Annotated in this window: 23 protein-coding genes; 3 read left to right on the top strand and 20 right to left on the bottom strand. The window is 41.6% G+C overall.

The annotated features are described in order from the left end of the window. Positions 1-6 precede the first annotated feature (6 nt). From RP262_RS01215 to nox, 7 genes are all read right to left on the bottom strand, one after another. Complete coding sequence (locus tag RP262_RS01215; RefSeq protein WP_002897604.1) at positions 7-195, bottom strand: twin-arginine translocase TatA/TatE family subunit; 189 nt, start codon at positions 193-195, stop codon at positions 7-9. Then, positions 195-911, bottom strand: a complete 717-nt coding sequence (tatC, locus tag RP262_RS01210; RefSeq protein WP_161543651.1) for a twin-arginine translocase subunit TatC — start codon at positions 909-911, stop codon at positions 195-197. Before tatC ends, RP262_RS01215 begins: the two co-directional genes overlap by 1 nt. After that, entirely contained in the window at positions 904-2,604 is a 1,701-nt protein-coding gene (locus tag RP262_RS01205; RefSeq protein WP_311154032.1) for an FTR1 family protein, read from the bottom strand. Before RP262_RS01205 ends, tatC begins: the two co-directional genes overlap by 8 nt. Continuing rightward, entirely contained in the window at positions 2,582-3,790 is a 1,209-nt protein-coding gene (efeB, locus tag RP262_RS01200) for an iron uptake transporter deferrochelatase/peroxidase subunit (RefSeq protein WP_311154031.1), read from the bottom strand. The genes RP262_RS01205 and efeB overlap by 23 nt, the downstream gene beginning before the upstream one ends. Before the next feature lie 4 nt (positions 3,791-3,794). After that, entirely contained in the window at positions 3,795-4,667 is an 873-nt protein-coding gene (gene efeO / locus RP262_RS01195) for an iron uptake system protein EfeO (RefSeq protein ID WP_311154030.1), read from the bottom strand. Positions 4,668-4,785: 118 nt separating this feature from the next. After that, positions 4,786-6,342 (bottom strand): chloride channel protein, encoded by a 1,557-nt coding sequence (locus tag RP262_RS01190; protein WP_311154029.1) that lies wholly within the window; start codon positions 6,340-6,342, stop codon positions 4,786-4,788. Between the two features lie 149 nt (positions 6,343-6,491). Further along, on the bottom strand, positions 6,492-7,868 hold the full coding sequence (gene nox, locus RP262_RS01185) for a H2O-forming NADH oxidase (protein ID WP_311154028.1): 1,377 nt from the start codon (positions 7,866-7,868) through the stop codon (positions 6,492-6,494). Between the two features lie 258 nt (positions 7,869-8,126). Between nox and RP262_RS01180 the strand changes: the two genes are divergently transcribed. The 3 genes from RP262_RS01180 to RP262_RS01170 all read left to right on the top strand — a co-directional run bounded on the left by RP262_RS01180 (position 8,127) and on the right by RP262_RS01170 (position 11,100). Further along, positions 8,127-9,062 (top strand): FAD:protein FMN transferase, encoded by a 936-nt coding sequence (locus tag RP262_RS01180; protein ID WP_311154027.1) that lies wholly within the window; start codon positions 8,127-8,129, stop codon positions 9,060-9,062. Between the two features lie 170 nt (positions 9,063-9,232). Further along, positions 9,233-9,838, top strand: coding sequence for an NADPH-dependent FMN reductase (locus RP262_RS01175; RefSeq protein ID WP_002900396.1), 606 nt, complete (start codon positions 9,233-9,235; stop codon positions 9,836-9,838). 17 nt (positions 9,839-9,855) lie between these two features. Beyond that, positions 9,856-11,100 (top strand): NAD(P)H-dependent oxidoreductase, encoded by a 1,245-nt coding sequence (locus RP262_RS01170; RefSeq protein WP_011836934.1) that lies wholly within the window; start codon positions 9,856-9,858, stop codon positions 11,098-11,100. A 51-nt stretch (positions 11,101-11,151) separates the two neighbouring features. Here RP262_RS01170 and sdbB read toward each other — a convergent pair whose 3' ends face one another. The 13 genes from sdbB to RP262_RS01105 all read right to left on the bottom strand — a co-directional run bounded on the left by sdbB (position 11,152) and on the right by RP262_RS01105 (position 23,832). Next, positions 11,152-11,727 carry a thiol-disulfide oxidoreductase-associated lipoprotein SdbB gene (gene sdbB / locus RP262_RS01165; protein WP_311154026.1) on the bottom strand — a complete coding sequence of 192 codons (576 nt, stop codon included), beginning with the start codon at positions 11,725-11,727 and terminating at the stop codon, positions 11,152-11,154. Between the two features lie 14 nt (positions 11,728-11,741). Then, complete coding sequence (gene ccdA2 / locus RP262_RS01160; protein ID WP_101771330.1) at positions 11,742-12,449, bottom strand: thiol-disulfide oxidoreductase-associated membrane protein CcdA2; 708 nt, start codon at positions 12,447-12,449, stop codon at positions 11,742-11,744. Between the two features lie 222 nt (positions 12,450-12,671). Beyond that, positions 12,672-14,375 (bottom strand): sensor histidine kinase, encoded by a 1,704-nt coding sequence (locus tag RP262_RS01155; protein ID WP_311154025.1) that lies wholly within the window; start codon positions 14,373-14,375, stop codon positions 12,672-12,674. Further along, positions 14,372-15,106, bottom strand: a complete 735-nt coding sequence (locus RP262_RS01150) for a response regulator (protein WP_311154024.1) — start codon at positions 15,104-15,106, stop codon at positions 14,372-14,374. The genes RP262_RS01155 and RP262_RS01150 overlap by 4 nt, the downstream gene beginning before the upstream one ends. Before the next feature lie 59 nt (positions 15,107-15,165). After that, positions 15,166-16,275, bottom strand: coding sequence for a peptide-methionine (R)-S-oxide reductase MsrB (msrB, locus tag RP262_RS01145; protein ID WP_311154023.1), 1,110 nt, complete (start codon positions 16,273-16,275; stop codon positions 15,166-15,168). A 15-nt stretch (positions 16,276-16,290) separates the two neighbouring features. Beyond that, on the bottom strand, positions 16,291-16,854 hold the full coding sequence (locus tag RP262_RS01140; RefSeq protein WP_002909791.1) for a redoxin family protein: 564 nt from the start codon (positions 16,852-16,854) through the stop codon (positions 16,291-16,293). Between the two features lie 70 nt (positions 16,855-16,924). Then, positions 16,925-17,245: a hypothetical protein gene (locus RP262_RS01135; protein ID WP_002895560.1), complete on the bottom strand. Its 321-nt coding sequence runs from the start codon at positions 17,243-17,245 to the stop codon at positions 16,925-16,927. Between the two features lie 27 nt (positions 17,246-17,272). Continuing rightward, positions 17,273-17,983, bottom strand: coding sequence for a thiol-disulfide oxidoreductase-associated membrane protein CcdA2 (ccdA2, locus tag RP262_RS01130; protein ID WP_002897620.1), 711 nt, complete (start codon positions 17,981-17,983; stop codon positions 17,273-17,275). Positions 17,984-18,122: 139 nt separating this feature from the next. After that, complete coding sequence (locus RP262_RS01125) at positions 18,123-18,428, bottom strand: hypothetical protein (protein ID WP_311154022.1); 306 nt, start codon at positions 18,426-18,428, stop codon at positions 18,123-18,125. Between the two features lie 432 nt (positions 18,429-18,860). Continuing rightward, positions 18,861-19,538, bottom strand: coding sequence for a hypothetical protein (locus RP262_RS01120; RefSeq protein WP_311154021.1), 678 nt, complete (start codon positions 19,536-19,538; stop codon positions 18,861-18,863). A gap of 178 nt (positions 19,539-19,716) precedes the next feature. Beyond that, positions 19,717-21,042 carry a branched-chain amino acid transport system II carrier protein gene (gene brnQ, locus RP262_RS01115; RefSeq protein WP_311154020.1) on the bottom strand — a complete coding sequence of 442 codons (1,326 nt, stop codon included), beginning with the start codon at positions 21,040-21,042 and terminating at the stop codon, positions 19,717-19,719. A 401-nt stretch (positions 21,043-21,443) separates the two neighbouring features. Further along, positions 21,444-21,998, bottom strand: coding sequence for a GNAT family N-acetyltransferase (locus tag RP262_RS01110; RefSeq protein WP_311154019.1), 555 nt, complete (start codon positions 21,996-21,998; stop codon positions 21,444-21,446). A gap of 55 nt (positions 21,999-22,053) precedes the next feature. After that, complete coding sequence (locus tag RP262_RS01105) at positions 22,054-23,832, bottom strand: ABC transporter ATP-binding protein (protein WP_311154018.1); 1,779 nt, start codon at positions 23,830-23,832, stop codon at positions 22,054-22,056. Between the last annotated feature and the right edge of the window lie 11 nt (positions 23,833-23,843).

Here is a 23,843-nt window from a genome sequence, read left to right as displayed (position 1 = left end):
TTTCCTTTACTCTTTTTCATTTTTATTCTCGGTCTTGTCTTCTTCTCCAGCATGATTGACTGCTTTTTTGAATTCCGAAAACATTTTACCGATAGACTGCCCCAGTTCGGGCAGGCGTTTTGGTCCGAAAATGAGCAGGGCTCCCAGAACAATAATGATTACCCCAGGTACTCCGATGTCTTTTAAAAGTCCCATTAATTTCTCCTCGTTGATTTTCTTTGATAAATGATGCGACTGAGCAAGATGCTGACTTCATAGAGCAAAATCAAAGGCACTGTCATAGACAGATCGCTGATAAAGTCAGCCGGTGTCAGGACAACAGCTAAAACCAGCAAAATGAAGTAAGCGTATCGTCTATATTTTACCAAAAATTTCGGATTGAGCAAACCAATAGAAGTCAGAAAGGACACAAGAACCGGCAGCTCAAAAAGGCATGCAATCGGAATAGTGGTATGAAAGACGAAACTAAGATAATTCTGTGCTGTCAGTCGTGTCTCAAAGAGGCCCTCACCCAGCGACAGCAAGACCTGCAAAATAGCTGGAGTCACAAAGTAAAAGCCGAAAGCCAGCCCCAGAACAAAACAGATAAAGGTAGCCGGGATATAGGCGAAAACAGCTCGTGCTTCATTGGCTCGCAAAGCTGGTCGGACAAACTCCCAGACCTGATAAACCAAAAAAGGCAAGGTCAGAGAAAAAGCGACCAGACTAGCCAGACTGATATAAATCCAAAGGATATCATCCGGCCCCAGCACTAGAAGCTTCTGTTCAAAATTACTGGTCAGCCATCGGTAAATATCGGCCGAAAAAAGCAAGCTAACCAGAAATACCACGAAGAAGCAAGCCAATACCGCTAGAAAACGCCGTCTAAACTCTGTCAAATGCTCAATAATAGTCTGCTCTTTTTTATCCATGCCGCTGCTCACTTTTCTGATTTTTCCAGCTAACATAGACCACCAGCAGGATAAAGAGCGCCTGACTAACTACCACTTCTAGGCTTGGATAAATCCCCATCCAGTCTACAGTCACAAAGCCATTGATTAAGTGAGTCGATAGAATATTGGTTAGCTGAAGAGCATGGATGCTGACGCCCAGCATTTTAAAGGCCAGAGCATAGATGAGCCAAGTCAGCCAGAAGAAAATGCTGTGTGGCTTGAGAAGACCAGACGCCTTGCTCATGATAAAGGCCAGCAAGACCAAGACCAGAACAGCCAAGCCGATTCCCAAAAGGAAATCAGTCATAGTGATGCGCGGCAGAATTCCCGCATAAAAAAGGATGGTTTCAGCCCCTTCACGGAAAACTGCCAGAAAGCTAAGAGCAAACATGGAAAGAAAACTGCCTGTGGCTGTTACAGCCTTCATTTGGCTTTCCATGAAGTCATTCCATTTCTCAATAGATGCCTTGCTGTGCAGCCAGATACCAACCAATATCATCATGGCGACAGCGAAAATACCCACTGCACCCTCGATAATCTCACGATTGGATCCAGAAGCAACTGCTGGGAAAAGAAACTGCAACAAAGCCGCAATCACAGCACTGGCTAGAACCCCGCTCGCTGCGCCGGCATAAACCCATTTGAGCCCTTTTTTCATCTTGGAGGCTTTCAGAGTCGTTATCAAAGCCATGACAATTAAGAGCGCTTCTACACCCTCACGCAGCAAAATCAGCATAGCATCAAAGAAATGATAGGAAGCTGTTGTGTCAATCTGTGACAACTCACTAATCAAGGATTCTAGCTGCTTTTGATACTTCTCTTCGCTCCCCTTGACCATAATAACAGGTGTCTGACTCTCAACCTTGGTATAAAGCGAAGGATTATTGACACTGACATCTCCTTCTATCGTTGGCCAAATGGTGATGAACTCTTTCATCTTGGCAGCAGCCTTTTTATGATCTCCGCTTCGAAAGAGACTCAAGGCTTCCTCTAGGAGCTTAATTCCATCTTTCAGCGTCAGATTGCCAGCAGTTTCTTGGACTTTCTCTCCTTTGACAAAATTATCAATGGCGGTTTTCAAATCATCAAAAGAAGTCTGAATCATGTCAAAGTCAGTAGGCTCCGTCTCAATGGCACTGCGCAGGAATGAAATAGCTGTTTCTACCTTGCCGTAATGGGCTGTGCTGTTGTCTCGCACCACGCTTTCATTGGTAGTCCAGGTGCTATTCATTTTTTTGTATGCTTCTCTTGTCGCTTCTAAATCCTTAGCACTAATAGCCTTTTGTAGATTTTCAAATTTTGGCTCTAGCTTACTGAGAAGCTTCTTTTTCTCGGCCTCTAAGTCGACTGGATTCTGCTCTTTCTCAAATTTCAAGAGGGCTGAAGAAATCTTTGTCAGCTTCTCCTCAGTCACCTGACCCGATAAGTCTAGTGCCTTGCTTACCTCTTGTCCCGCTGCTGAGTCGTGATTAGCCACTCTATCAAACTCAGTCTTGATTTCTCCGACTAGCTGCTTGGCTTTTTCCTGCTCCTTCTGCTTGACCGCAGTGCTGGCATCAGTGATTTTGACAAATAAACTGCTGTAGCTCTCATCCGCTAAAACTGGCTTAGCCAAAAAGACCAGCAAGAGTCCTAAGAAAAATAGGCTTTTATTCAAATAATTTTTGACCAAGGTACTCTCCTTTTTTCACTCCACCAAAGCAAGCAAACAAGCCACTGCCGACATGTGTGATGTACTCATTCATCTTATCTTGAGCGCCTAGATTGGTCTGAACCTTGACAAAGCTGTCTGGATCCTTTTGGAAGGATAGGAAGAGCAAGCCTGTGTCGAACTGACCAGTAGTTTCATCAATCCCATCCGAGTACGAGTAAGACCGGCGATATATAGGCTTATCAACCTCCTTGGCCAGACGGACATGTGAATCCTCTGGCAGCAAGTCCAAGTCAACTTCGTCAAACTCGTCTTTCTTGCCAAAAGGCGCTCCGCTTTCCTTATAGCGGCCAAAAGTATTTTCCTGCTCCTGGAGATTGGTCCGGTCCCAGGTCTCAAGGAACATCTGGATCCGGCGGACAGCCATGTAAGAGCCTCCCTGCATCCAGTCCTTGCTGTCGCACCAAATGACCTTGTCAAAATCTTTTTCCTTGGTCACATTGGCCGTGCCATCCTTAAATCCAAAGAGATTACGAGGCGTTGACATCCGGTCTCCGATAGCAGCAAAGCCTGACTGACTCCACTTCATGGTGATGGCATTTCTGCCCTTGCGGATCAGATTGCGGACCGCATGAAATGCTACCTGTTCGTCATCTGAGCAGGCCTGGATGACAATATCGCCACCCGTATATTTTTCTTTGAGCTGCTCCTTTGGAAAAGGAGGTAAATCCCGAAAAGCCTTAGGTCGTTTGTCTGATAAGCCCATTTTTTTCAGAAAAGAGGCTGAGACACCAAAGGTCAAGGTCAGTCGGTAAGGGTTGAGACCGACAGTTTCTCCAGTGTCTGTTGGCGGCAAAAGGGCATTTGAATTATCTTTTTTAACCAATTCTCCATCTACCAGCTTCTCGCTATAGGCCGTCCAGTCCTTGAAGAGCTGGATAATGGTCTCCTTATCTGTCGTATGCAAATCCAACACAACAAAGTAGATATTCTTCTGCATCGGAGTTGTGATACCCGCCTGATGCTCCCCATAGAAGCTGATTTCTTCCTCACCGTCAGCGAATTTCTTCTCTTCCTTCGCCTGATTAGCGAAAAAAGCAGATGCACCAGAGACACCCAGTGCAAGACCAGCGCCTCCAATCCCTGCTTTTTTAAGAAATTCACGACGATCCATCTTTTTATTAAACCATTTTTCGTCGTTTGTCATATGATTACTTCCTGTCTAGAATGACTCCCATTTGTGAAAGAGGCTCACCCAATTTGGTAACTGCTTCTGCCAGCTCCTTGGTATCTTCTTTTGTCAATTCTGTATAGAGTTTGTAGTTTTCCGAGTCAGTCATGTGCTTGTCTAAGAGACCGTTGACGTTTTTAAACTCAAGTTCCAAGGTCTTGACGAGTTTCTCGTCCTTATCCTTAATCAATGGCTTAAAGAGCTCAAAAATCTTTTCTGCTCCTTCAATATTCGCACGGAAATCATAGAGATCTGTATGAGAGAATACTTCTTCCTCACCTGTAATCTTACTGGTCGCCACTTCATTGAGCAAGTCAACAGCACCTGTCAGCATCATATCTGGCGTCACTTCAACCGTTGCGATTTTTGCTTTTAGTTCCTTGATATCGTTGACTAGCTGATCAGCATAGCTTTCGGTGCCCTTGGTTGTGTTTTGCTCCCACATGATTTTTTCGATGCGGTGGAAACCAGACCAGCCTTCTTCGGTCTTGTTTTCGTCTACATAGTCGACCAGGCGGAAGTCAATTTTAACATCTGATTCACCAAAGCTCTCAGCAATCGGCTCCGAGCGCTCGTAGGCCATACGGATAAGCGGATATTGCTTTTTAGCCTCATCAAGCTTGCCTTCTTTAAGGGTGTCACGAAACTTCTCCGTATCTGTCAAGAGTTGATCGATTTGTCCTTGGACAAACGTTTTGTAATCTGCTGTCGCCTTGTCCAATTCTTTCTGATTGACAGCCGTTTGACTGCTAGATGCTTGACTGCTTGAGCCAGTCTTGTTTGTAGAATTGTTGGCTGCACAGCCAGTCAGTAAAATTGCCGTTGAAAATAGGACGATGCCAAGTTTTTTCATGGTGACTCCTTTGTTTTCTCTCCTAGATAGAGATTATTTCCTGTAAATTATACCAGTTTTTTTCTCATATTTCAAGAAATTGTCTGACAATTTAATCAAAAACTATATATTAAGACCGCTAAAGCAATTCTTCTTTGATTTTTCCGATTTCCGTCTTTTTCAGCACCAAGTAAATCGTATCTCCTAGATAGAGGCGCGTGCTACCATTGACCGTTTGAGTCTTTCCCTTGTGGACATTCATGGTAATCAAGACCCCATCAGGCAAGTTTAGCTCATGCACCTGCCGACCAGCAATCTTTTCAGAAACAGGGATTTCAATTAAAGTAGTATCTCCTTGGTCCTCGATACTATCTGGCAACATTTTTTCCAGCATGGCTTCATAGACTGGCGCTCCTTTTAGCAGATCCATGATAATGTAAGCAGTCAGAGTGACCAGTCCCAACGGCATGAGATTACGGATGTCGCCGACCATCTCTGTGACCAGAATCATAGCTGTCAGTGGAGCCTTGGAAATAGCTCCAAAGTAGCCACTCATGCCCAGAATAATGAAAATCGGAAATTGCTCCTGAGAAATCAAACCTAACTGCAGACAGACTGCCCCCATTGCTCCGCCCAGAAGTGAACCCAGAGCCAGGATGGGCAGAAAAATACCACCTGGCAGCCCGCTTCCGTAACTCAGCATGCTCCAGACAAAACGCAGAACAAAAAATAAGAGCAAGGTTCCCACTGTGTAATGACTAGCGGTCAAAGATAAAATCAACTGATTGCCCCCGCCCAGCAAGTGAGGGAGGAAATAACCAATCGGAAGAATCAAGGCAAAGGCCAGAATGGGATAATAGGCTTCTGAAATTCTAAACAAGCGACCCAAAAACTGGTAAACCTGCTGAATATTCAAAATGACTTTTTCATAAATATAGCCTGACAAGCCCAGCAGCAAGCCCATGACTAGGTAGATCCAGTACTGCTCCAGCTTCATGACCGGGATATTATCCGGCATGTCCAGCACTGGCGTCAGTCCAAACATGGAGAGTGAGACAAAGTTCGCAACTAGACTGGCCGCCAGCGTAGAAACCCAAAAAAAGCGTGAAAAATGACGGTAAACTTCTTCTACTACGAATAGCAAACCTGCGATTGGTGCATTAAAAGCTGCTGCTAAGCCTGCTGCTGCACCGCTAGCAATGAGCGCTCTCTCCTCAGCGGCACTCAAATTCAGAAATTTAGAGACGCCTTTGCCGCTCATAGCGCCTAGCTGAATACTTGGCCCTTCTCGACCCAACATCAGACCGCTGGCAATAGCTAAAATCCCCAATACAAACTTCTTCCAGAGAACACTCCACCAAGAAAGCGACATCAGGCCCTTCAGCTCTGCTTCGACCTGCGGAATCCCTGACCCCTTGATATTTTTCTCCGACTTTACCCAGCGAGCGTTGAGCAAGACGATGAAACAATAAAACAATACCAAGGCCAGTAACCAAAGCATAGACTGCTGACTCCAATGGTAGACATCCTGCACTAGATGAAAGATTTTTTCAATCAGAAAGCGAAAAATCCCAACTATCAGTCCAGCAAAAATCCCAACTAAAACACCTCGCAAAACCTGGGAAATAATCGAATGAGTTGCGAAATTAAATTCTCTCTTGATGTCGTCCTCACGTGAGCTAGACTCTTTTGTCATTCCCAATCTCCTCTAAATTGTTACTTTACCAATATTCTAGCACAAAGCAAGCCTGATAAACAGATGAAATATAAATTTCTTATTTCAGTTTTCTTTTTAAAGACTCTACACAAAAAAGTCCGGGAATCGCCCCAGACTTAATTATTTTCTTATTTAGCGCGCAAAGCTGCTTGAGTAATGTAGTTGTATGGTTTGTTGAAGTGTGGCAGGAAGAAGAGATCCAACAAGGCCAATTTATCAATTGTAACCTTTTCCTGAATGGCCAATGAGAACATGTGAATACCCATAGACATATCTTCTCTAGAAACCATCTGAGCTCCAAGAACTACACGCGTGTCCTTGTCATAGACAATCTTAATTGTAACATCATGATGCTCAACCTTTTCAAGGAAGGTTGGTTTTTGAGTATCTTTAAACTCAACAACAGCTGGGCTGTAACCAAAGCGTTTAGCTTTTTCTTCTGTCAGACCAGTTGAAACCATCTTCAGACCAAAGATTTCGATACCGTTAGAACCTTGAACACCGTTAGACTCCAATTCATGACCGCAAGCATTATGAGCTGCTACGATACCAGAGCGCAGGGCGTTAGAAGCCAAGGCAATGTAGTTTGTATCGTTGATAGAGTTATCATAGACAGTCGCACAGTCACCGATTGCATAAACATCTTTGATGCTAGTTTCTTGCTTCTTGTCTACCAAGAAAGCACCATTGCGGAATGTTTCCAGCTTGCCAGCACCAAGACCAGTGTTTGGACGGAAGCCAACTGCCAAGACAACCATATCTACATCATAGCTAGCCTTATCTGTTACAATGCGTTCTACTTTGCTTTCACCCTCAATAGCCTGAACAGTTTGACCGAAGGCTAATTGAACACCATTGTCTTCAAGGTTTTTACGCATCATATCAGACAAGTCGTGGTCATAGTAACCTGCCAAGCAAGTATCCACAACATCAATCAGAATCACTTCTTTACCAAGACGTTTGAAGGCTTCTGCCAACTCAACCCCAATATAACCAGCACCTACTACTGCCACACGTTCGATATGTTTGCTCTTGTCTTGCAATTTTTCGATAACATCTGCAGCATTTTGATACAATTTTACGAACTGCAGATTTTCTAAAGTTGACTTAAATTCGCGGCTGTTAGGATCCAGCTCAGCACCTTTAATCGGAGGCAGAATTGGCTGAGAACCTGTTGCCAAAATCAATTTATCATATGACTCTACATGCTCTTTACCGTCTACAATAGCTGTAACTTTTTTCGCATCATAATCAATTGACTCAACTGGTGAATTCATATAAACTTTTGCGCCTTTTGCTTCAAAAGTTTCTTTATCTGCATAAAAAAGTCCATCTGGCTTGCTGATTTGCTGTCCAATCCAAAGGGCCATTCCGCATGCCAAGAATGAAATGTTTGAGTTTTGGTCAAAAATAACTACTTCATTTTCTGCACCATAATTATCCAACATTGTATTAATACACGCTGTACCTGCGTGGTTTGCACCAACTACAACGATTTTACTCATAAGAATAGTCCTACCTTAATTTATAATTTACTAGACAAGTATATCATCTCCTGTGAGCGTTTACAAGAAATTTGCTCGAGATTTTCAAAAATTCTTATACTGCCTAAAAAGCTGTACTACCACTATCTAATCGCTTCGAAAATACAGCTTTGTGCGAAAGTTAATTTTCTGAAAATATAACATTTTTAAGATTGTGAAACCGGTATCTTTTTGATATAATAAGGTCAGAGAGGTTAATTTTAGAAAGGTTGTGATAATGTGGACTTTGCTTCTCGCTCGCTTCATTTGATGGGGAGTACAATTTGTCTCTCTCTCTATCATGAGCGAGCGGAAATACTCTTAGATGAGGCGGTCCAACTGCTTCATGTCTATAAAAATCGCTTTAGTGCCAATGATGAAGACTCTGAACTTATGACTATCAACCATCTGGCAGGAATTAAAAGTGTCTCAGTTCATCCAGAGCTTTTTGAGCTGCTTGAGCTGGGAAAATATCACAGCCTAGCAGAAGGCAGCCACTTAAATATCACGATCGGCCCTCTAGTCCAGACCTGGCGGATAGGATTTTCAGACGCCCGCCTCCCAAGTACAGAGGAGATTCAGCAAGCTCTGAGCTTAACCGACCCAAACTTGCTTGAGCTGAATCCAGAAAACCGTAGTGTCTTTTTGACAAAGAAAGGCATGAAGCTGGATCTAGGCGCCTTGGCTAAAGGCTATATCGCTGATAGGATTAAGGACTATTTTCTGAGTCAGGGAGTAACTTCTGCTCTTATCAATCTCGGTGGCAATGTTCTGACGATTGGGAAAAATGCAGTCAGCCAGCGCGCCTGGCGAATTGGCATCCAAAATCCCAAGCAGCCTCGCGGCAATCACTCGGCTATACTAGCTGTCACCAATCAGTCAGTGGTCACATCAGGAATCTACGAGCGAACTCTTAGGGTGGAAGGACAGAACTACCATCACATTCTGGATCGCAAAACAGGTTATCCTATCGAAAATCAATTAGCTAGTCTGACCATTGTTTCAGACAAGTCCGTAGATGGCGAAATCTGGACAACTCGCCTATTTGGTGAAAGTCCGACATCAATTCTGTCCCAGATTGAACAGCAAGCAGGGATTGAAGCCTTGATAATCACCCAAGACAGTCAGCTCTTCTGTAGCTCAGGTCTTTTAGAACAGATAATTCCTGCTTCTTAATTCTCAAAAGTGATGAATTCGCTACAGCACTAAGCGGTAACTCTATCGCTCTAGCTTTTATAAACAATGCCCATTTAAAACGCCCTCTTTTTCTTCAGGTTTTTACTTGCCTTAAGAAAAATAAATGCACCTACGAGGGATTTGTATCTTCATTTCAGAAAGGAAATTTTATGTTAAAACTTATTGCAATTGTTGGAACAAATTCTAAACGTTCTACAAACCGGCAACTTCTTCAATATATGTCTAAGCACTTTGCTGACAAGGCTGAAATCGAGCTGGTAGAGATTAAAGATATCCCAATGTTTAATAAACCTGCAGACAGAAATGTGCCTGAATTGGTATCAGAAATCGCAGAAAAAATCGATGCAGCGGATGGCGTACTTATCGGTACACCTGAGTACGACCACTCTATTCCAGCTGTGCTCATGAATGCTCTGGCTTGGCTTTCTTATGGTATCTATCCACTGCTGAACAAGCCAGTCATGATCACTGGTGCTTCTTATGGTACACTTGGCTCCTCTCGTGCCCAATTGCAGCTCCGTCAAATTTTGAACGCTCCAGAAATCAAGGCAACTGTTCTTCCAGATGAGTTCTTGCTTTCACATTCTCTTCAAGCCTTTGACCAAAGCGGAGACTTGGTAGATCTTGATGTTGTCAAAAAATTGGATGCCATCTTCGATGACTTCCGTATCTTTGTCAAAATCACTGAAAAATTGCGCAACGCTCAAGAATTGCTTCGCAAAGATGCTGAAGAATTTAACTGGGAAAAATTGTAAGATAGGAGACCGAAAGAATGAAATTTGTTGGAATTGTAGGATCAAACTACGAACAATCGTATAACCGAAAATTATTGGAATTCATCCGCCGTCAGTTCAAAATTAAATTTGAATTGGAAGTCTTAGAAATCGATGAAGTCCCAATGTTTAACCAGGATGAAAAATGGGATGAAAGCTTCCAGTTGCGTTATTTGTATAACAAAATCACACGTGCAGACGGTGTTATTATCGCAACCCCTGAGCACAATCATACTATCAGTGCTCCTTTGAAGAGTGTCTTGGAATGGCTCTCTTTCGAGGTTCATCCTTTCGAAAACAAGCCTGTCATGATTGTCGGTGCTTCTTACTATGACCAAGGAACTTCTCGTGCTCAAGTTCACCTGCGTAAAATCCTAGATGCTCCTGGAGTCAATGCTTATACCCTTCCAGGAAATGAGTTCCTGCTGGGCAAAGCCAAGGAAGCTTTTGACAATGATGGCAATATCACCAACGAAGGAACTGTGAATTTCCTTGAAACATGCTTAGATAACTTTATCAAATATGTAGAGGTGGTTTCAAAATTGAAAAAACCAAAACCAATCGAACCTGAAGACTTAGACTGCGGAAAACCAATCGCTACGACAATTACAGAAGTTGATCCAGATGATCCAGAATGGGTAGAAAAAGTCGCTGAAATCACTGGTGCTGTTTCTGGTGATACTTATGTCAAACTCGACCATGGTATCTTGACCGTTAATCAAATTGATATGTTCTTAAAAGCTATGCCATTTGAATTGACATACGCTGACGATAACAATCAATTCCTCTACTACAACAACGCTCACCAAGATCCAGACACCATGTTTGCCAAACGTGTGCCACCTCAATCAGGTAGCCGCATGTCAACTGTTCATGGTTCTCTTCCACCAGCTCGGATGAAGAATGTAGAGTGGGTTATTGGAACACTTCGCAACGGAAACCAAGAATATGTACGTACAATCGTCCCAGGTTCACCAGCAGGCGTTATCAATACCCACAACTACCAAGCTATGTACTATCCTGACGGATCATACGCAGGTATCAATGAAATCGTCTTTAATTTCCAACCATGGCTCGACTGGTACTTAAAAGAAACTGGTCAACGTTTGGTTGGAGGCAGCGGACCATTTGCTCCTGCCGGAGGTCATGGAGACGCAGACGCTACTTCTGGTGCTTCTGATGCTGGAGGCGATGGAGGTCATGGAGACGGAGGAGCCGATGCGACATCAGGTGCTAGCGCTTAATTACTTTACAAACTAAAAAAGAATGGATCATAAGTCCATTCTTTTTTAGCTTTATTTCATTTCCTTGAAAGCTGCTTCTGCATCAGCATTACTGATAGCACCAAACTGGATTTTTCCGATTTTCCCTTGACTGTCAATGAGGATTTCAGTTGGGATGCTACGAATTTGATAGGCTTGGAAAATTTCTCCTGAAGTATCAAATAGAACTGGTACATCTTTATAACCTTGTTCTTGAAACCATTTTGGGAATTCCTCGGCAGATTTCTCTCCTTGGAGACCTGGTGCTACAACTGTCAAGATTTCGAAATCACGGTCCGTTTTACCAGCTAACTCGACCAATTCTGGCATACTCTTCTTACAAGGTCCACACCAAGAAGCCCAGAATTTTAGATAAACCTTCTTGCCTTTATAGTCAGAAAGCTTGACTGTTTTTCCATCCATAGATTGCAGAGTAAAGTCGGGTGCCTCTTGACCGACAGCTGCTTGGGTGACTGTACTTGTCTGAGTGGTCTCACTAGACGAGCTGCTGGCTGTGGGCATAGTCATAGGCTTCTCTTCCTGTTCCGAGCAGGCTGCCAAAAAAGCTACTGCTGAAACAGTTGCTAATAATGAAACGATTTTTTTCATATTTCTTTCTCCTTTTATCCAAAAAGTCCAGACAGGGCGTTGAGTTGTCCTAGCATCAGTAGAATTCCCATCAGAATAATCAGGGCTCCGCCGATTTTCTTCATCAGGCCCATATAAGGCTTGATTTTATTAAAATACTGCATAACAAAGCTAGACGCCAAAGCTAAGATTAGGAAAGGTAGGGCCATTCCTAAGGTGTAAATCAAGGTCAAAATTGCTCCCTGAAATGCACCATTCCCACCTGAAGCTGCTAAGGCTAAAACTGAGCTGAGGATTGGTCCAATGCAAGGAGTCCAACCAAAGCTAAAGGTAATCCCTAGTAAGAAAGCAGACCAAAAATGATGTTTCTGACCGTTCTTTTTGAAAGTCAAGCTCTTTTGAATCTGTAACTGGCGAATATTAATAAGCTCCATCTGGTGCAGACCTAGCAGAATAATGAGACCGCCCATCACATAACGAAAGGTCAGACTGTAAATAATAGTTCCTAAAAATCCAGCCCCAAAACCTAGCAAAAAGAAGACTGTTGAGATACCAGCAATGAAAAAGAGCGTTCTAACCATTCCCTGCCAAGCAAGCTCTCGGCCGAATACTTTCAGGGTCTTGACCTCCTTGTCATCCAATAAAATGCCAATATAAACCGGCAATAAAGGAAAAATACAAGGGGAAAAGAAGGACAAAATACCCGCTAAAAAAACTGAAACAAAAAATAAAGGTGACTCCATTTACTCTCCTCTAACTCCTTACCTAGGATATTCATTCACTTATCATTATAAATGAATCTTATAGATTTTTCACAAATCCGCTACGGTAATTTTCTGGTAAATATAATGTGGCTCGGAAAAGAGAAAAATTCGCTTGATGAACAGCAAATCTAGTGCATTTTTTTCAAACAGAAAAAGCCGGAGAAAATTCTACCGGCTTGAATATTTTAAAACTTAATAGACCTAATCATCTGTAACTAGCGGTAAATAAAGACTAATCCGAGTGAATTTATCTGGTTCGGACTGGATTTCCATATGGTAGTCGTCTCCGAACTGCAATCTTAAGCGTTGATCAACATTTTTCAGACCGACACCACCTAAGCGAAGGAGAGTCATGTCCGTAGAGTCGCGGAGTTCAAAACCACGGCCGTTATCATAGATAGACAGTATCAGCTGCCCCTCTTCTGCTGCTGACGTCACCCGAATCATGCCTTGTCGGTCAATTTCCTTGATACCATGGTAGATGGCATTTTCAACCAAGGGCTGGAGTACCAGCTTGGGCAATTTATAATCAGCTAGAGATTCATCCTCTTCAATCTCATATTGGAGCTTGTCACCATAGCGCTGCTTCTGGATAAAGAGATACTGACGAACGTGGTCAATCTCATCTTTGAGAGCAATCTGTTCATGTCCTTGATTGAGCGCCAAGCGGAAATATTGAGCGAGTGATTTCGTTACCTCAACAACACGCTTGCTGTCATTAAACTCAGCCATCCAGACAATCGTATCCAAGGTATTATAAAGGAAATGGGGATTGATTTGAGCTGAGAGAGCTCGGAGCTCATAGCGGCGGACATTTTGTTCTTCAGCCTTGACAGCTTCCATTAGTTGTTCAATTTGGTCCAGCATTTTATTGAACTGCTGAGCCAAGTCAACCAACTCTGGAGAACCTTTTTCTTCTGCACGCAGATTTGAGTCGCCTGCCCCAATCTTCAGAATAACAGCTTGTAGATTCTGCAGAGGCTTAATCCACAAACGCAGGACAAACCAAATACCAGTCAAGCACAGCAGGAGTGCTAAAACGCCCATTCCCACAAAAGAATAAAGCATTTGTGACTGAAGCATCTGTAATTGCTCTAATGAGGCAACGCCAATTAAAGTCCAGTCGCTGTCTGCGATATCAATTTGATAGACAAAAGCTTGTTTCTGGTCTGCGTAACCGTCCTTGACCGAGATATAGGGCTGCATAGCTTTCATTTCCTGACTGGAGGAATAAACACTTTTCTTTGGATGATAGACAAATTCATGCTGGCTATTGACAATAAAGCTAAAGCCCTTCTTTCCTAGCTGAAGCCGATCCAAATAGGCTTTGAGACTATTGTAGCCGATATCCAGACGCAAAACACCGAGATTCTGCCCCGCTTCATCCACTACTTCCTGAGTGACGGAAACAACCCACTTCTCCTTCTCTGATGATAGAGACTCCTTGCGAGCAGGAGTCAAGACAGGCATGGCTTTGGTATGGACAGCTTCCTGATACCAATTTTCATTCATCATATCAGAGGATGTCTGCATGCTGATTTGAGAATCTGTCGAGACCACGCGCCCGTCCTTGGTAACCAATACTGCCGACACCAAATCCGGATCTGTCTCAATAATGGTTTTCATCAAAGCCTGAACTGACGTTTCGCTACTTTCTTGATTCTGAGCAAATTTACGAATCGTTTCTTCCTTGCTCAGTGTGGAGGTAGTTTGTTTTAATTTCTGCAAATAGGAAGCTATGAACTGCCCGCTTTGCTCCATACTATTACGCGTCGTCCGCTCTGTCAGCTGCCTAATAGTCCCCGAGCTAGTCTGATAGTAGAGACTTCCAACAAACCCCAAGAGTAAAAGAACCAGCAGAAAAATATAGACAATCAACTGGATAAGAAGCGGATATCGTTTCATTTCCCCTCTCCTTTTTTAAACTGTCGAGGTGTCAGCCCGACCACCTGCTTGAAACGCTGAGAAAAATAGTTCATATCTTCAAAACCTACTTGCTCTGCTATTTCATAAATCTTCAAATCTGTAGTCAGGAGTAAGAGTTTTGCTTTTTTCATCCGCTCTTGAATCAGATAATCTTGAAAGGGCAAGCCTAGTTCTTTTTTGATAAGAACGCTAAGATAGGACGGACTAAAACCCAATTGGAAAGCTAAACTTTTCAGACTTAACTCTGAATCAGCTAGACGCGCGTGAATAGCCTCTTCCAACTCAGAGTGCTGCCCCTGATCGACCAAGTTTTGAATCTGGGCTTTTTTACGTTCTTTATCAAGCTTGGTCTGCACCTTGGCCAACATTTCCTCAACATCATCCTTGGAAAAAGGCTTTAGCAGATAGTCATCTGCACCTAGCTTAATAGCCGTCCGAGCATAGTCAAAATCATCATAGCCCGTCAGAAAAACGATATGGCAAGTAGGAACCTGATCTCTGACTAGCTTGGCCAGTTCGAGGCCGTTCATCTGTGGCATATTGATATCGGTTAGCAGGATGTCAGCAGGATTTTCCTGAAATTTCTGCCAAGCTTCTCTTCCATTTTCAGCCTGGGCAATAACTTGCATACCAAACTGTTCATAGTCTACCAAGGACGCAATTCCCTGTCTTACCAGATACTCATCCTCTACAATCATAATTGAATACACAAGATTCAACTCCTTATTTATACTGGATTTATTATAGCAAATTTTCAATCAAAATGCTCTTAAACATAATCCAAAAGATAACCGTAGCCCTTCTCCTCCATCTCAGCTTTTGGAATGAACTTAATTGACAGACTATTGATGCAATAGCGCAAGCCACCCTTGTCCTTAGGACCATCTGTGAAAACATGGCCCAGATGTGAATTTCCAACCCGACTGCGAACTTCTGTCCGTGTCATATTGAAACTCTTGTCTTCTTTGTAAGTCGCAACATCTGGACTGATAGGGCGTGTGAAACTGGGCCAACCGCAGCCTGAGTCAAACTTATCCTTTGATGAAAAAAGAGGCTCGCCTGTCACCACATCCACATAGATACCAGCATCAAACTTATCCCAATAGCGGTTAGAAAAGGCCCGCTCTGTGTCATTCTTTTGTGTGACTGCGTATTCTTCTGGCGAGAGCTTAGCCTTAATCTCTTCATCGCTAGGCTTTGGATAGCGACTAGCTTCGATAACAGGATAAGCAGCTTGATTGACATCGATATGGCAATATCCATTAGGATTCTTTTTTAGGTAATCCTGGTGATAATCTTCTGCTTTGATAAAGTTTTTCAGAGCTTCTTTTTCGACAGCTAAAGGCTTATCATATTTCTTAGCAATCTCATCAAAGACCTGGTTAATGGTATCTAGATCAGCTTCATCCTTATAATAAACACCTGTCCGGTACTGGGTACCCTGATCATTTCCCTGCTTGTTTTTAGAAGTTGGATCAATAATGCGGAAATAGTGAAGCAGAATTTCTTTTAGCGAAATTTTCTTGGCATTGTAAGTGATGTGAACAGTCTCAGCATGACCAGTTTGAGAGACCAATTCATACTTGGTCGTGTCACCCTTACCATTTGCGTATCCCGACACTGCATCGATTACACCTGGCACACGAGAAAAGTACTCTTCTACTCCCCAGAAACAGCCGCCAGCCAGATAAATCTCCCGCTTGTCTTCTTCCTTGACATCTTCTTGCTTTTGTTGAGATACAGCTTCTGTCTTGCTCATAGAGGCTTTCTTGATCTGTTCAGGAGATGATTGCTTACCATTCCCCGCAATCACATAGACCAGTCCAAAGCAGACAAGCAAGCCAAGCAGAACCAGAAGAATCTTCCATTTTCCTTCCATTTTTATTGCTCCTTTTTACTTGATTTCTTTCAATGTTTTCTCAATATCTTCCTTGCTCATGTAGCCAATATGTGTCTTGGCAAGAGAACCGTCGCTGCCTACGAAAAGAGCAGATGGATAAGAGCGAATTCCGTACTCTTTCAGCAATTCTCCCTTAGTATCCATGAGAACTGGGAAGTCTTTGTAATCCAAAGATTTGTACCATTCCTTGAAATCATCAGCAGACTTTTCTCCGTTAAAAGTCGGAGACACAACCGTCAGCACAACATAATCTTTTCCTGACTGCTCCTTAGCCAAATCATTAGTATCACCAAGTGTAGATAGACAGATAGAGCACCAAGAAGCCCAAAACTTTAAATACACTTTCTTGCCTTTGAAATCAGACAGCTTGTAGGTCTTGCCATCTACTCCTTGCAGGCTAAAGTCTTTGGCCATCTTGGTAGATTGCTCAGAATCAGCTTTTGTTTCCATATTGCTTTTATCACTTTTAGAAACTTCCGAGTTCATCTTCTGATTTGAACAGGCTCCCAAAAAGCCGACACAAAGCAGACTGATAGTCAATATTGATAACTTCTTCATCGTTTTCTTTCCTTTCAAAATAAGGAGAAAGCCGACAAAACTGACGACTTTCTTTCCTATGGTGGAATTCTTATTTGTCAGATGACATTTCGGATGAATCTTTCATGTCATCCTTCATGCTTGAATCACTTGATTTCATATCATCTTTCATATCAGACTTATCGTCTGACATCATAGAAGAATCCTTCATATCATCTTTTTTCATTTTATCATCAGACATGCTGGAGTCTTTCATATCCTCTTTCTTCATGTCGTCTTTTTTCATGTCATCTTTCTTCATCATGCTGCTGTCATCCGTCTTCTTCATATCAGAATCTGATTTTTGATTAGAGCAGGCAGCTAGGACAAAGATACTAAGTGCAGCAATTGTAAGTGTAGTGATTTTTTTCATGATGTGTCTCCTTTAATTATATAATTTTTATCCAAATAATGATGCTAAAGCGTTTAGATTTCCAAGCATCAGCAAAATTCCCATGAGAATGATGAGTGCACCGCCGATTTTCTTAAGCGTTCCCATATAAGGTTTGAGTTTCGCAAAGCGCTGTAATACCCAGCCAGAAGCCAAAGCCATAGCTAGAAAAGGAAGTGCTAATCCAAGTGTATAAACCAACATAAGCAAACCTCCCTGAAGAGCGCCGTTACCGCCAGAAGCAGCAATTGCTAAAACAGAACTCAGAACAGGTCCCACACAGGGCGTCCAACCAAAGCTAAAGGTGATACCCAAGAGAAAAGCGTTAAGAAAATCACTTCTTTTACTATTCTTTTTAAGTTGGATGCTCTTTTGCTTTTGCAGTTGCTGGATATTAATGATTCCCATCTGATGGATTCCCAGTAGAATGACAATCCCACCAAGAACGTAGCGAAACCAAGGGGCATAGAGGACTTGCCCCAAAGCACCAGCTCCATAGCCCAAAACTAAGAATACAGTTGATAAGCCAGCTATAAAGCAGAGAGTCTTAGCTAGACCATACCAAGAAATATCTTTTCCCATAAACCGAACCGTTTTCGGCTGATCCGAATCCAGCAAAATCCCCACATAGACTGGCATAAGTGGTAAAATACAGGGCGAGAAAAAAGATAGAATCCCCGCCAGAAAAACAGAAATAAAGAACAAAAAACTTGTTGCCATTTCAAAAACCTCTCTATCAATTTCTGACTCTAGTATAAAATAAAAATCCCCCTAAAAATAGGGAGATAGATTTGAAAAAACTTGAATTTGATATCTTAATAAAGAACTAACCTTAAAAAACAGAACTTTTTTATTCATTTTAGGATTCCTCAGCTTCTATTTCTGCTTCATATTCTTTATTCCATTCTTCAAGATGTTTAATATAACTATTTAAATACTTTTCAAAATCTGCTTCATTCTCATAAGGATAGGAATACAGACGTTTGGTATACCACTTGAGACCTTTTTCTCCTTTGTAAAAGTAATCAACTTTTGTAGGAAGAAAATCTTTGTTAAAAGATATGCGAACTTTGCTAAAACACTCTTTATCCATAAACAATTCTTCGAATTCTGGAGATTTTCTAGCTTTGTCGAGTGATTTATTCACAAGAGTTTCTGGGGACATAATGATTTCATAATTTGCATTCTTAATTTGATTGGGCGTCACCTTAAGGTTAAGAAGAGCTGAGGAAACTTCGCTGTATAGAGCCTTATCATAAGAATCTTGCGCATCTTCTCGCCCATACTTGCTATACTATTGCCCATCTTTAATGGCCCAGCCACTACGATTAGTATATATTTCCTTTTTCTTTAAATCAAATGCAATTCTTTTGAATAGAACTCCTCTTCTACATCTTTAACATTCTGTACAAATACAAAACGTTTTTGCAGAAGGATGCTAGAAGCTTTGGAAGTGTAGAAAAATAATAAATTCTGTATTACAAAGACAAGGAAAATAAAGATAAATAGAGCTATGCAAGTCCAAATATAACTTGGCCGTTTTTTAAACATTCTCAACTCCTTCTGTCATAAAGACAATTATCTACTATAAGAGATTCTAATTCTTACTTTTCTTTATATTTGCTTCTATTTTATAATGTTCCTTGTACATCTCGTAAAAACCATCCACGACTTCTTTAAAATCAGCTTCACTCTTGTAAGGATAGGAATAAGTCCGCCAGATATACCAAGTTAGTCCATCATCTCCTTCATAATACAATTCGACTTTAGTTGGTAAGTTTTCATTATTAAAACTAATCCGTAACTTTGTAAAGTTATCTTGATAAATTGAATAAAGTCGATCAAGTTTTGGTATATGCCTTTCCTTCAGCAGATCCTTATTGAACACTTCATCTGCCGAAAGTATTATCTGATAATTTTCTCTAAAGATTCGATCACTTGTCAATTTAGGGTGAGACAAGATAAATGAAAATTCGTCTAAAAGAAGCTGATCAAATCGATCCTTTGCTTCTTTTTCACCAACGATATCATATACTTTTCCGTTTTTTATAAGATACTGGTCATTTACAAAAGCCTCTTTATTTTTAAAATCAATCCCTCTGCCACTATGATAACGGCTTTCAACATGGACAAAACCTTTCTTCTCTAACAGCTCATACATGGGGCCTTTTGAAAAAGAATCCCTAGGTTTAAAGAAATTAAGAACGAATAATAAGCTGATAAAAAGAAAAAATGATATTACAAAGATAACAAATAATATTTTTTTACTTCTCATCCTCTCATCCCTCACTTTCTCAACCTAGAAGAGAGAAAAACTTCTCTTAAAAAGTTTCTAAAATTACAAATAGAAAACTCTTTGCTAGTAATTAATTATATCAAAAAAACACTTGAGCAACCACTTGAAAAAAATAAAAAGCCTCAAGTTTTAAAAGGGGAAACTCGAGGGAATTATTCTATGGCATTTGAAAAGCATCACTCTTCTGCCTGTTTGGCAAAAAGAGAGAAAGTAGGATTCCAACTAAAGCTGGCACCAACCAAGGCAATGAAGCCTGAGCAAACGGAAGGGCATTTACCATATCACTTACCTTTGTAATATGGAACTGCTGCCCAAGAATGCCCGCAAACGAAATTAGAGTCACTGCTGCTACCGTCAATTGCATACCGATTTTGGACAGTGGCAAGAATTTATTGACAATGACAATCAGTACGATAACAATGGTAATTGGATAAAGAATTTGCAGTACCGGAACTGAATATTGAATAATAGCATTAAGGCCAAGATTAGCAATCGCAAACCCAATCAAAGTAAAGACAGTTGCATACACTTTATAAGATACCTTAGGGAAAGTTTTATGGAAGAATTCCCCAGTCGATACAATAAGTCCTGCAGTTGTTGTGAAGCAAGTCACAGTAACCATAGCTGCAAGGAAAATCTGTGCTGTAGGTCCAAAGATAGCCTGTGTCGCCTGCGACAGGACATAAACACCAGGATTGCCTTTGGCAATAATCTCGGCTGGAACTGGGAAATGATTGCCTAGAAAAGCCAAACCGATATACATGGCGCTAAAGCCCAAGGCTACCATCAAACCAACAACCCAGATGGTTGAAACATATTCCTTTTTATTCTTGAAACCTAGCTGGTTAAGAGTTGTTACTGCAATTACGCTAAAGGCTACGGAAGCCAAGGCATCCAAAGTATTATAACCTTCCAAGAACCCTTGCCCAAAAGCTGACGCCGAATAAGCTTGCGAAGCCTGCTGAGGTGTCGTTGTTCCGTATTTCAAAGCTCCTAGAATGACTAAGATAATAATCAAAACTGCAAAGACAGGCGTCAGAATACGTCCAATCCGATCCAAAATCTTAGATGGATTCAAAGAAATCAGATAAGCAGCCGCAAAGTAAAATGTTGTGAAAACAATCAGTCCAATACCTGTCATATTTTTAGACAGCATAGGAGCGATACCAACTTCATAAGCTACTGTCGCTGTCCGCGGAATAGCAAAAAAGGGCCCGATTGACAGATACAAGGCTACAAGATAGACAATAGCGAACCAAGGCGCAATCTTCTTAGAAATCTCGTGGATATATCCCTTAGGATTGAGCGTCCCGATAATCAAAGTCAGAACAGCAAGTCCAACCCCAGACAGGACAAATCCTGCAATAGCCGGCCAAAAATGCTGGCCAGATAATGTTCCAAGCGAAGGCGGGAAAATCAAGTTCCCAGCACCAAAAAATATTCCAAATAAGAGCAAGCCTGTTAAGGCACCTTTTTTAATCACGGGAATCTCCTTTAAATTTTTTCATGTTTTATCATTATATACGGAAATAGCCCGCTCCGCAAGACTTTTAACTTTTCACGGTAAGTTGGTTTAAAAAACGAAATAAATCGAATTTTTTTTTGGAGATTTTTACCAAATTCCTGACTTATCCACAGATTTAAGGCTTATTTTAAAGTAATATAAATAAGTTTGTTTTAAATCGTATGTCTTACCAACCTCTCTCTATCTTTTTTGATGGTCTACTTTCTTTAAGCAGACATACTCTACTGTTGCTGAATTCGAGAAAAATACAATATTGTCCTTCCTGATCCAAAACAAAATAAAAGAGATTTTTCATAGTAAAAAGGTTGAGACATCCTATCTCAACCTTTTAAAAATGGCTATAAATCATTTAGCACTCTTTACACATCACTAAATCTTCGGTACTTAATTTCGAATTCAAAAAAGTTCTTCTCTTGCAGCATATGGAAAATATCTCGATAAGCCTCCTCATCAAAATGATGTCCCAAATACAGGATTTCAAAGCTTAATCCTTCATATTCCAGAAAGGCATTAGTCGTTCGAAAGCCGTTACTCTTATAGAAGTCCATACGTGCTTGACGTTGCTCTAGATTGTCACATTCTTCATCGACACGTTCTACCTCTAGAACCATGGTTTTTTGATAAAACTCTGTCAGTTTATGAATAATTTCTCCCCCATAGCCATGGCTGCGAAGGTGCGGCATAATCGCAAAGAAGCTGACATAGAACATTTTTTCATTATAAACTGCAAATGCAAAACCAACAAATTCTTCCTCATTGTAGAAGGCAAAGAAATGAGAACGTTTATCGTTTGTATAACGAAGAAATTCGCTGATAGTAACCCTTTCCTCTACAGGAAAAGCCTCGCGGTTTAAGGTCTCAACCTTATCCAAATCATGAAATTCTGCTGTAATAATTTGACTCGTTAAAGACATTGCTACCTCACTTTGCTTATATTCTAGCAGTTGTCAAAATATTTAGCAAGCATTATCAAGCTTCTTCCGCTTTTTTAGAAAATTGACTCTGATAAAGGTCATAATAAAATCCTTTATCAGCCAAGAGACTCTCATGATTGCCTTGTTCGATAATCTGACCATCCTTGAGCACCAAAATCTTATCTGCTTCCTGAATGGTCGACAGTCGGTGAGCAATGACAAAACTGGTCCGACCCTGCATGAGTGTTTTCATAGCTTTCTGAATCAAGAGCTCCAGCCGTGTATCGACAGATGAGGTCGCTTCATCCAAAATCAGAATCTTAGGATTGGCCAAAAGAGCCCTCGCAATCGTAAGTAACTGCTTCTGCCCCAGCGAGATATTGCTGGATTCTTGATTCATTTCCATATTGTAGCCACCTGGCAAGGTCCGAATAAAGTGGTCCACATTAGCTGCCTTGGCCGCTTCTACAATTTCTTCATCAGTGGCTTGCAGATTGCCAAAGCGAAGATTTTCCTTGATGGTTCCTTCGTAAAGCCAGGCATCCTGCAGCACCATACCGAACTGTTTACGGTAGTCCTGGCGGGAAAGGTGGCGTATATCATGCCCATCAACTGTAATCGCGCCTTTGGTCACATCGTAGAAACGCATGAGCAAGTTAATCAGCGTGGTTTTACCAGCACCAGTCGGACCTACAATAGCCACCATTTCTCCAGGTTTGACTTCCAGATTGAAATTCCGAATGAGCGGCTTGTCAGCCACATACTGGAAGTCCACATCCTTGAAGCTAACCTGACCTGTCAGGTCTTGATCCAGCTTTTTTGTCTTATCATTGACTTCATCTGCTTCGTCCAGCACTTGGAAAATCCGGTCCAAAGAAGACTTGGCACTCTGCAGCTGACCTGCTAACTGAGTCAGGTTTTGAATGGGCTGATTAATCTGCCAGACGTACTGAACAAAAGCTTGCATATTTCCGACTGTCAATCGCCCGGCAATAACCTGAAGGCCGCCCAGCAGAGCCAGCAAGAGGTAGGTCAGATCTGAAATAACATTCAAAACAGGCATCATCAAACCAGAGATAAAGCTAGCCTTAAAACCTACTTTCTGCAAATTTTGCGTAATTTGGCGAAAATCCTCCTGGGAGCTTTCTTCTCTGACGTAGAGCTTCAAAATATTAAAGCCTGTCAAATTCTCCTGAACAAAGCCATTCATAGCTCCCAGTGCATCTGCTTGCTGCTTAAAGTAAGGCTGGGATTTCTTCACGATAAAGCGAGCACTGAGGTAGGTAATCGGAATCGAAACTACCACAATTATACCCAACTGCAGATTGAGTACCAATACCATTACGATGACCAAGATTAGAGTAAAGACTGCGTTGATAACCTGCAGAAAGGACTGCTGCAAGGCATTGGAAACAGCTTCGACATCGCTGGTAAAACGCCCCAGCAAGTCACCAAACTGGTGCTTATCAAAGTAAGAAACGGGAATGCGATTAACCTTATGACTAAGTTCATCGCGCAAATCACGAATGGTAGCCTGCACTGCATTGGTCATAAAGTAATTAGAATAGTAAGAACCGATTTCATAAAAAATCGCCCGCACAAAATACAAGACCATGACCCAGCCAACATAGGACACATTAATCTGAGCACCGGCTACTCCCTTTGCCATATCCAGCAAATTATTTGTCAGTTCAGTAATGGCTAGACCTAAGACAAAGGGCTCGACGACACTCATAACGACGCTGAGGATTTTGAGGAAGATCGCAAAGGCGACTGCAAACTTATAAACTTTTAGGTAGCTCCACAGGCGAGCAAAACTAGATGTGTTTTTCATATCAGTCTCCT

It is taken from the genome of uncultured Streptococcus sp. (assembly GCF_963456385.1).
In the GTDB taxonomy this organism is placed as follows: Bacteria; Bacillota; Bacilli; order Lactobacillales; family Streptococcaceae; genus Streptococcus.
Note: the sequence above shows the minus strand (reverse complement) of the source record. Positions and strands in the feature narration are given on the sequence as shown.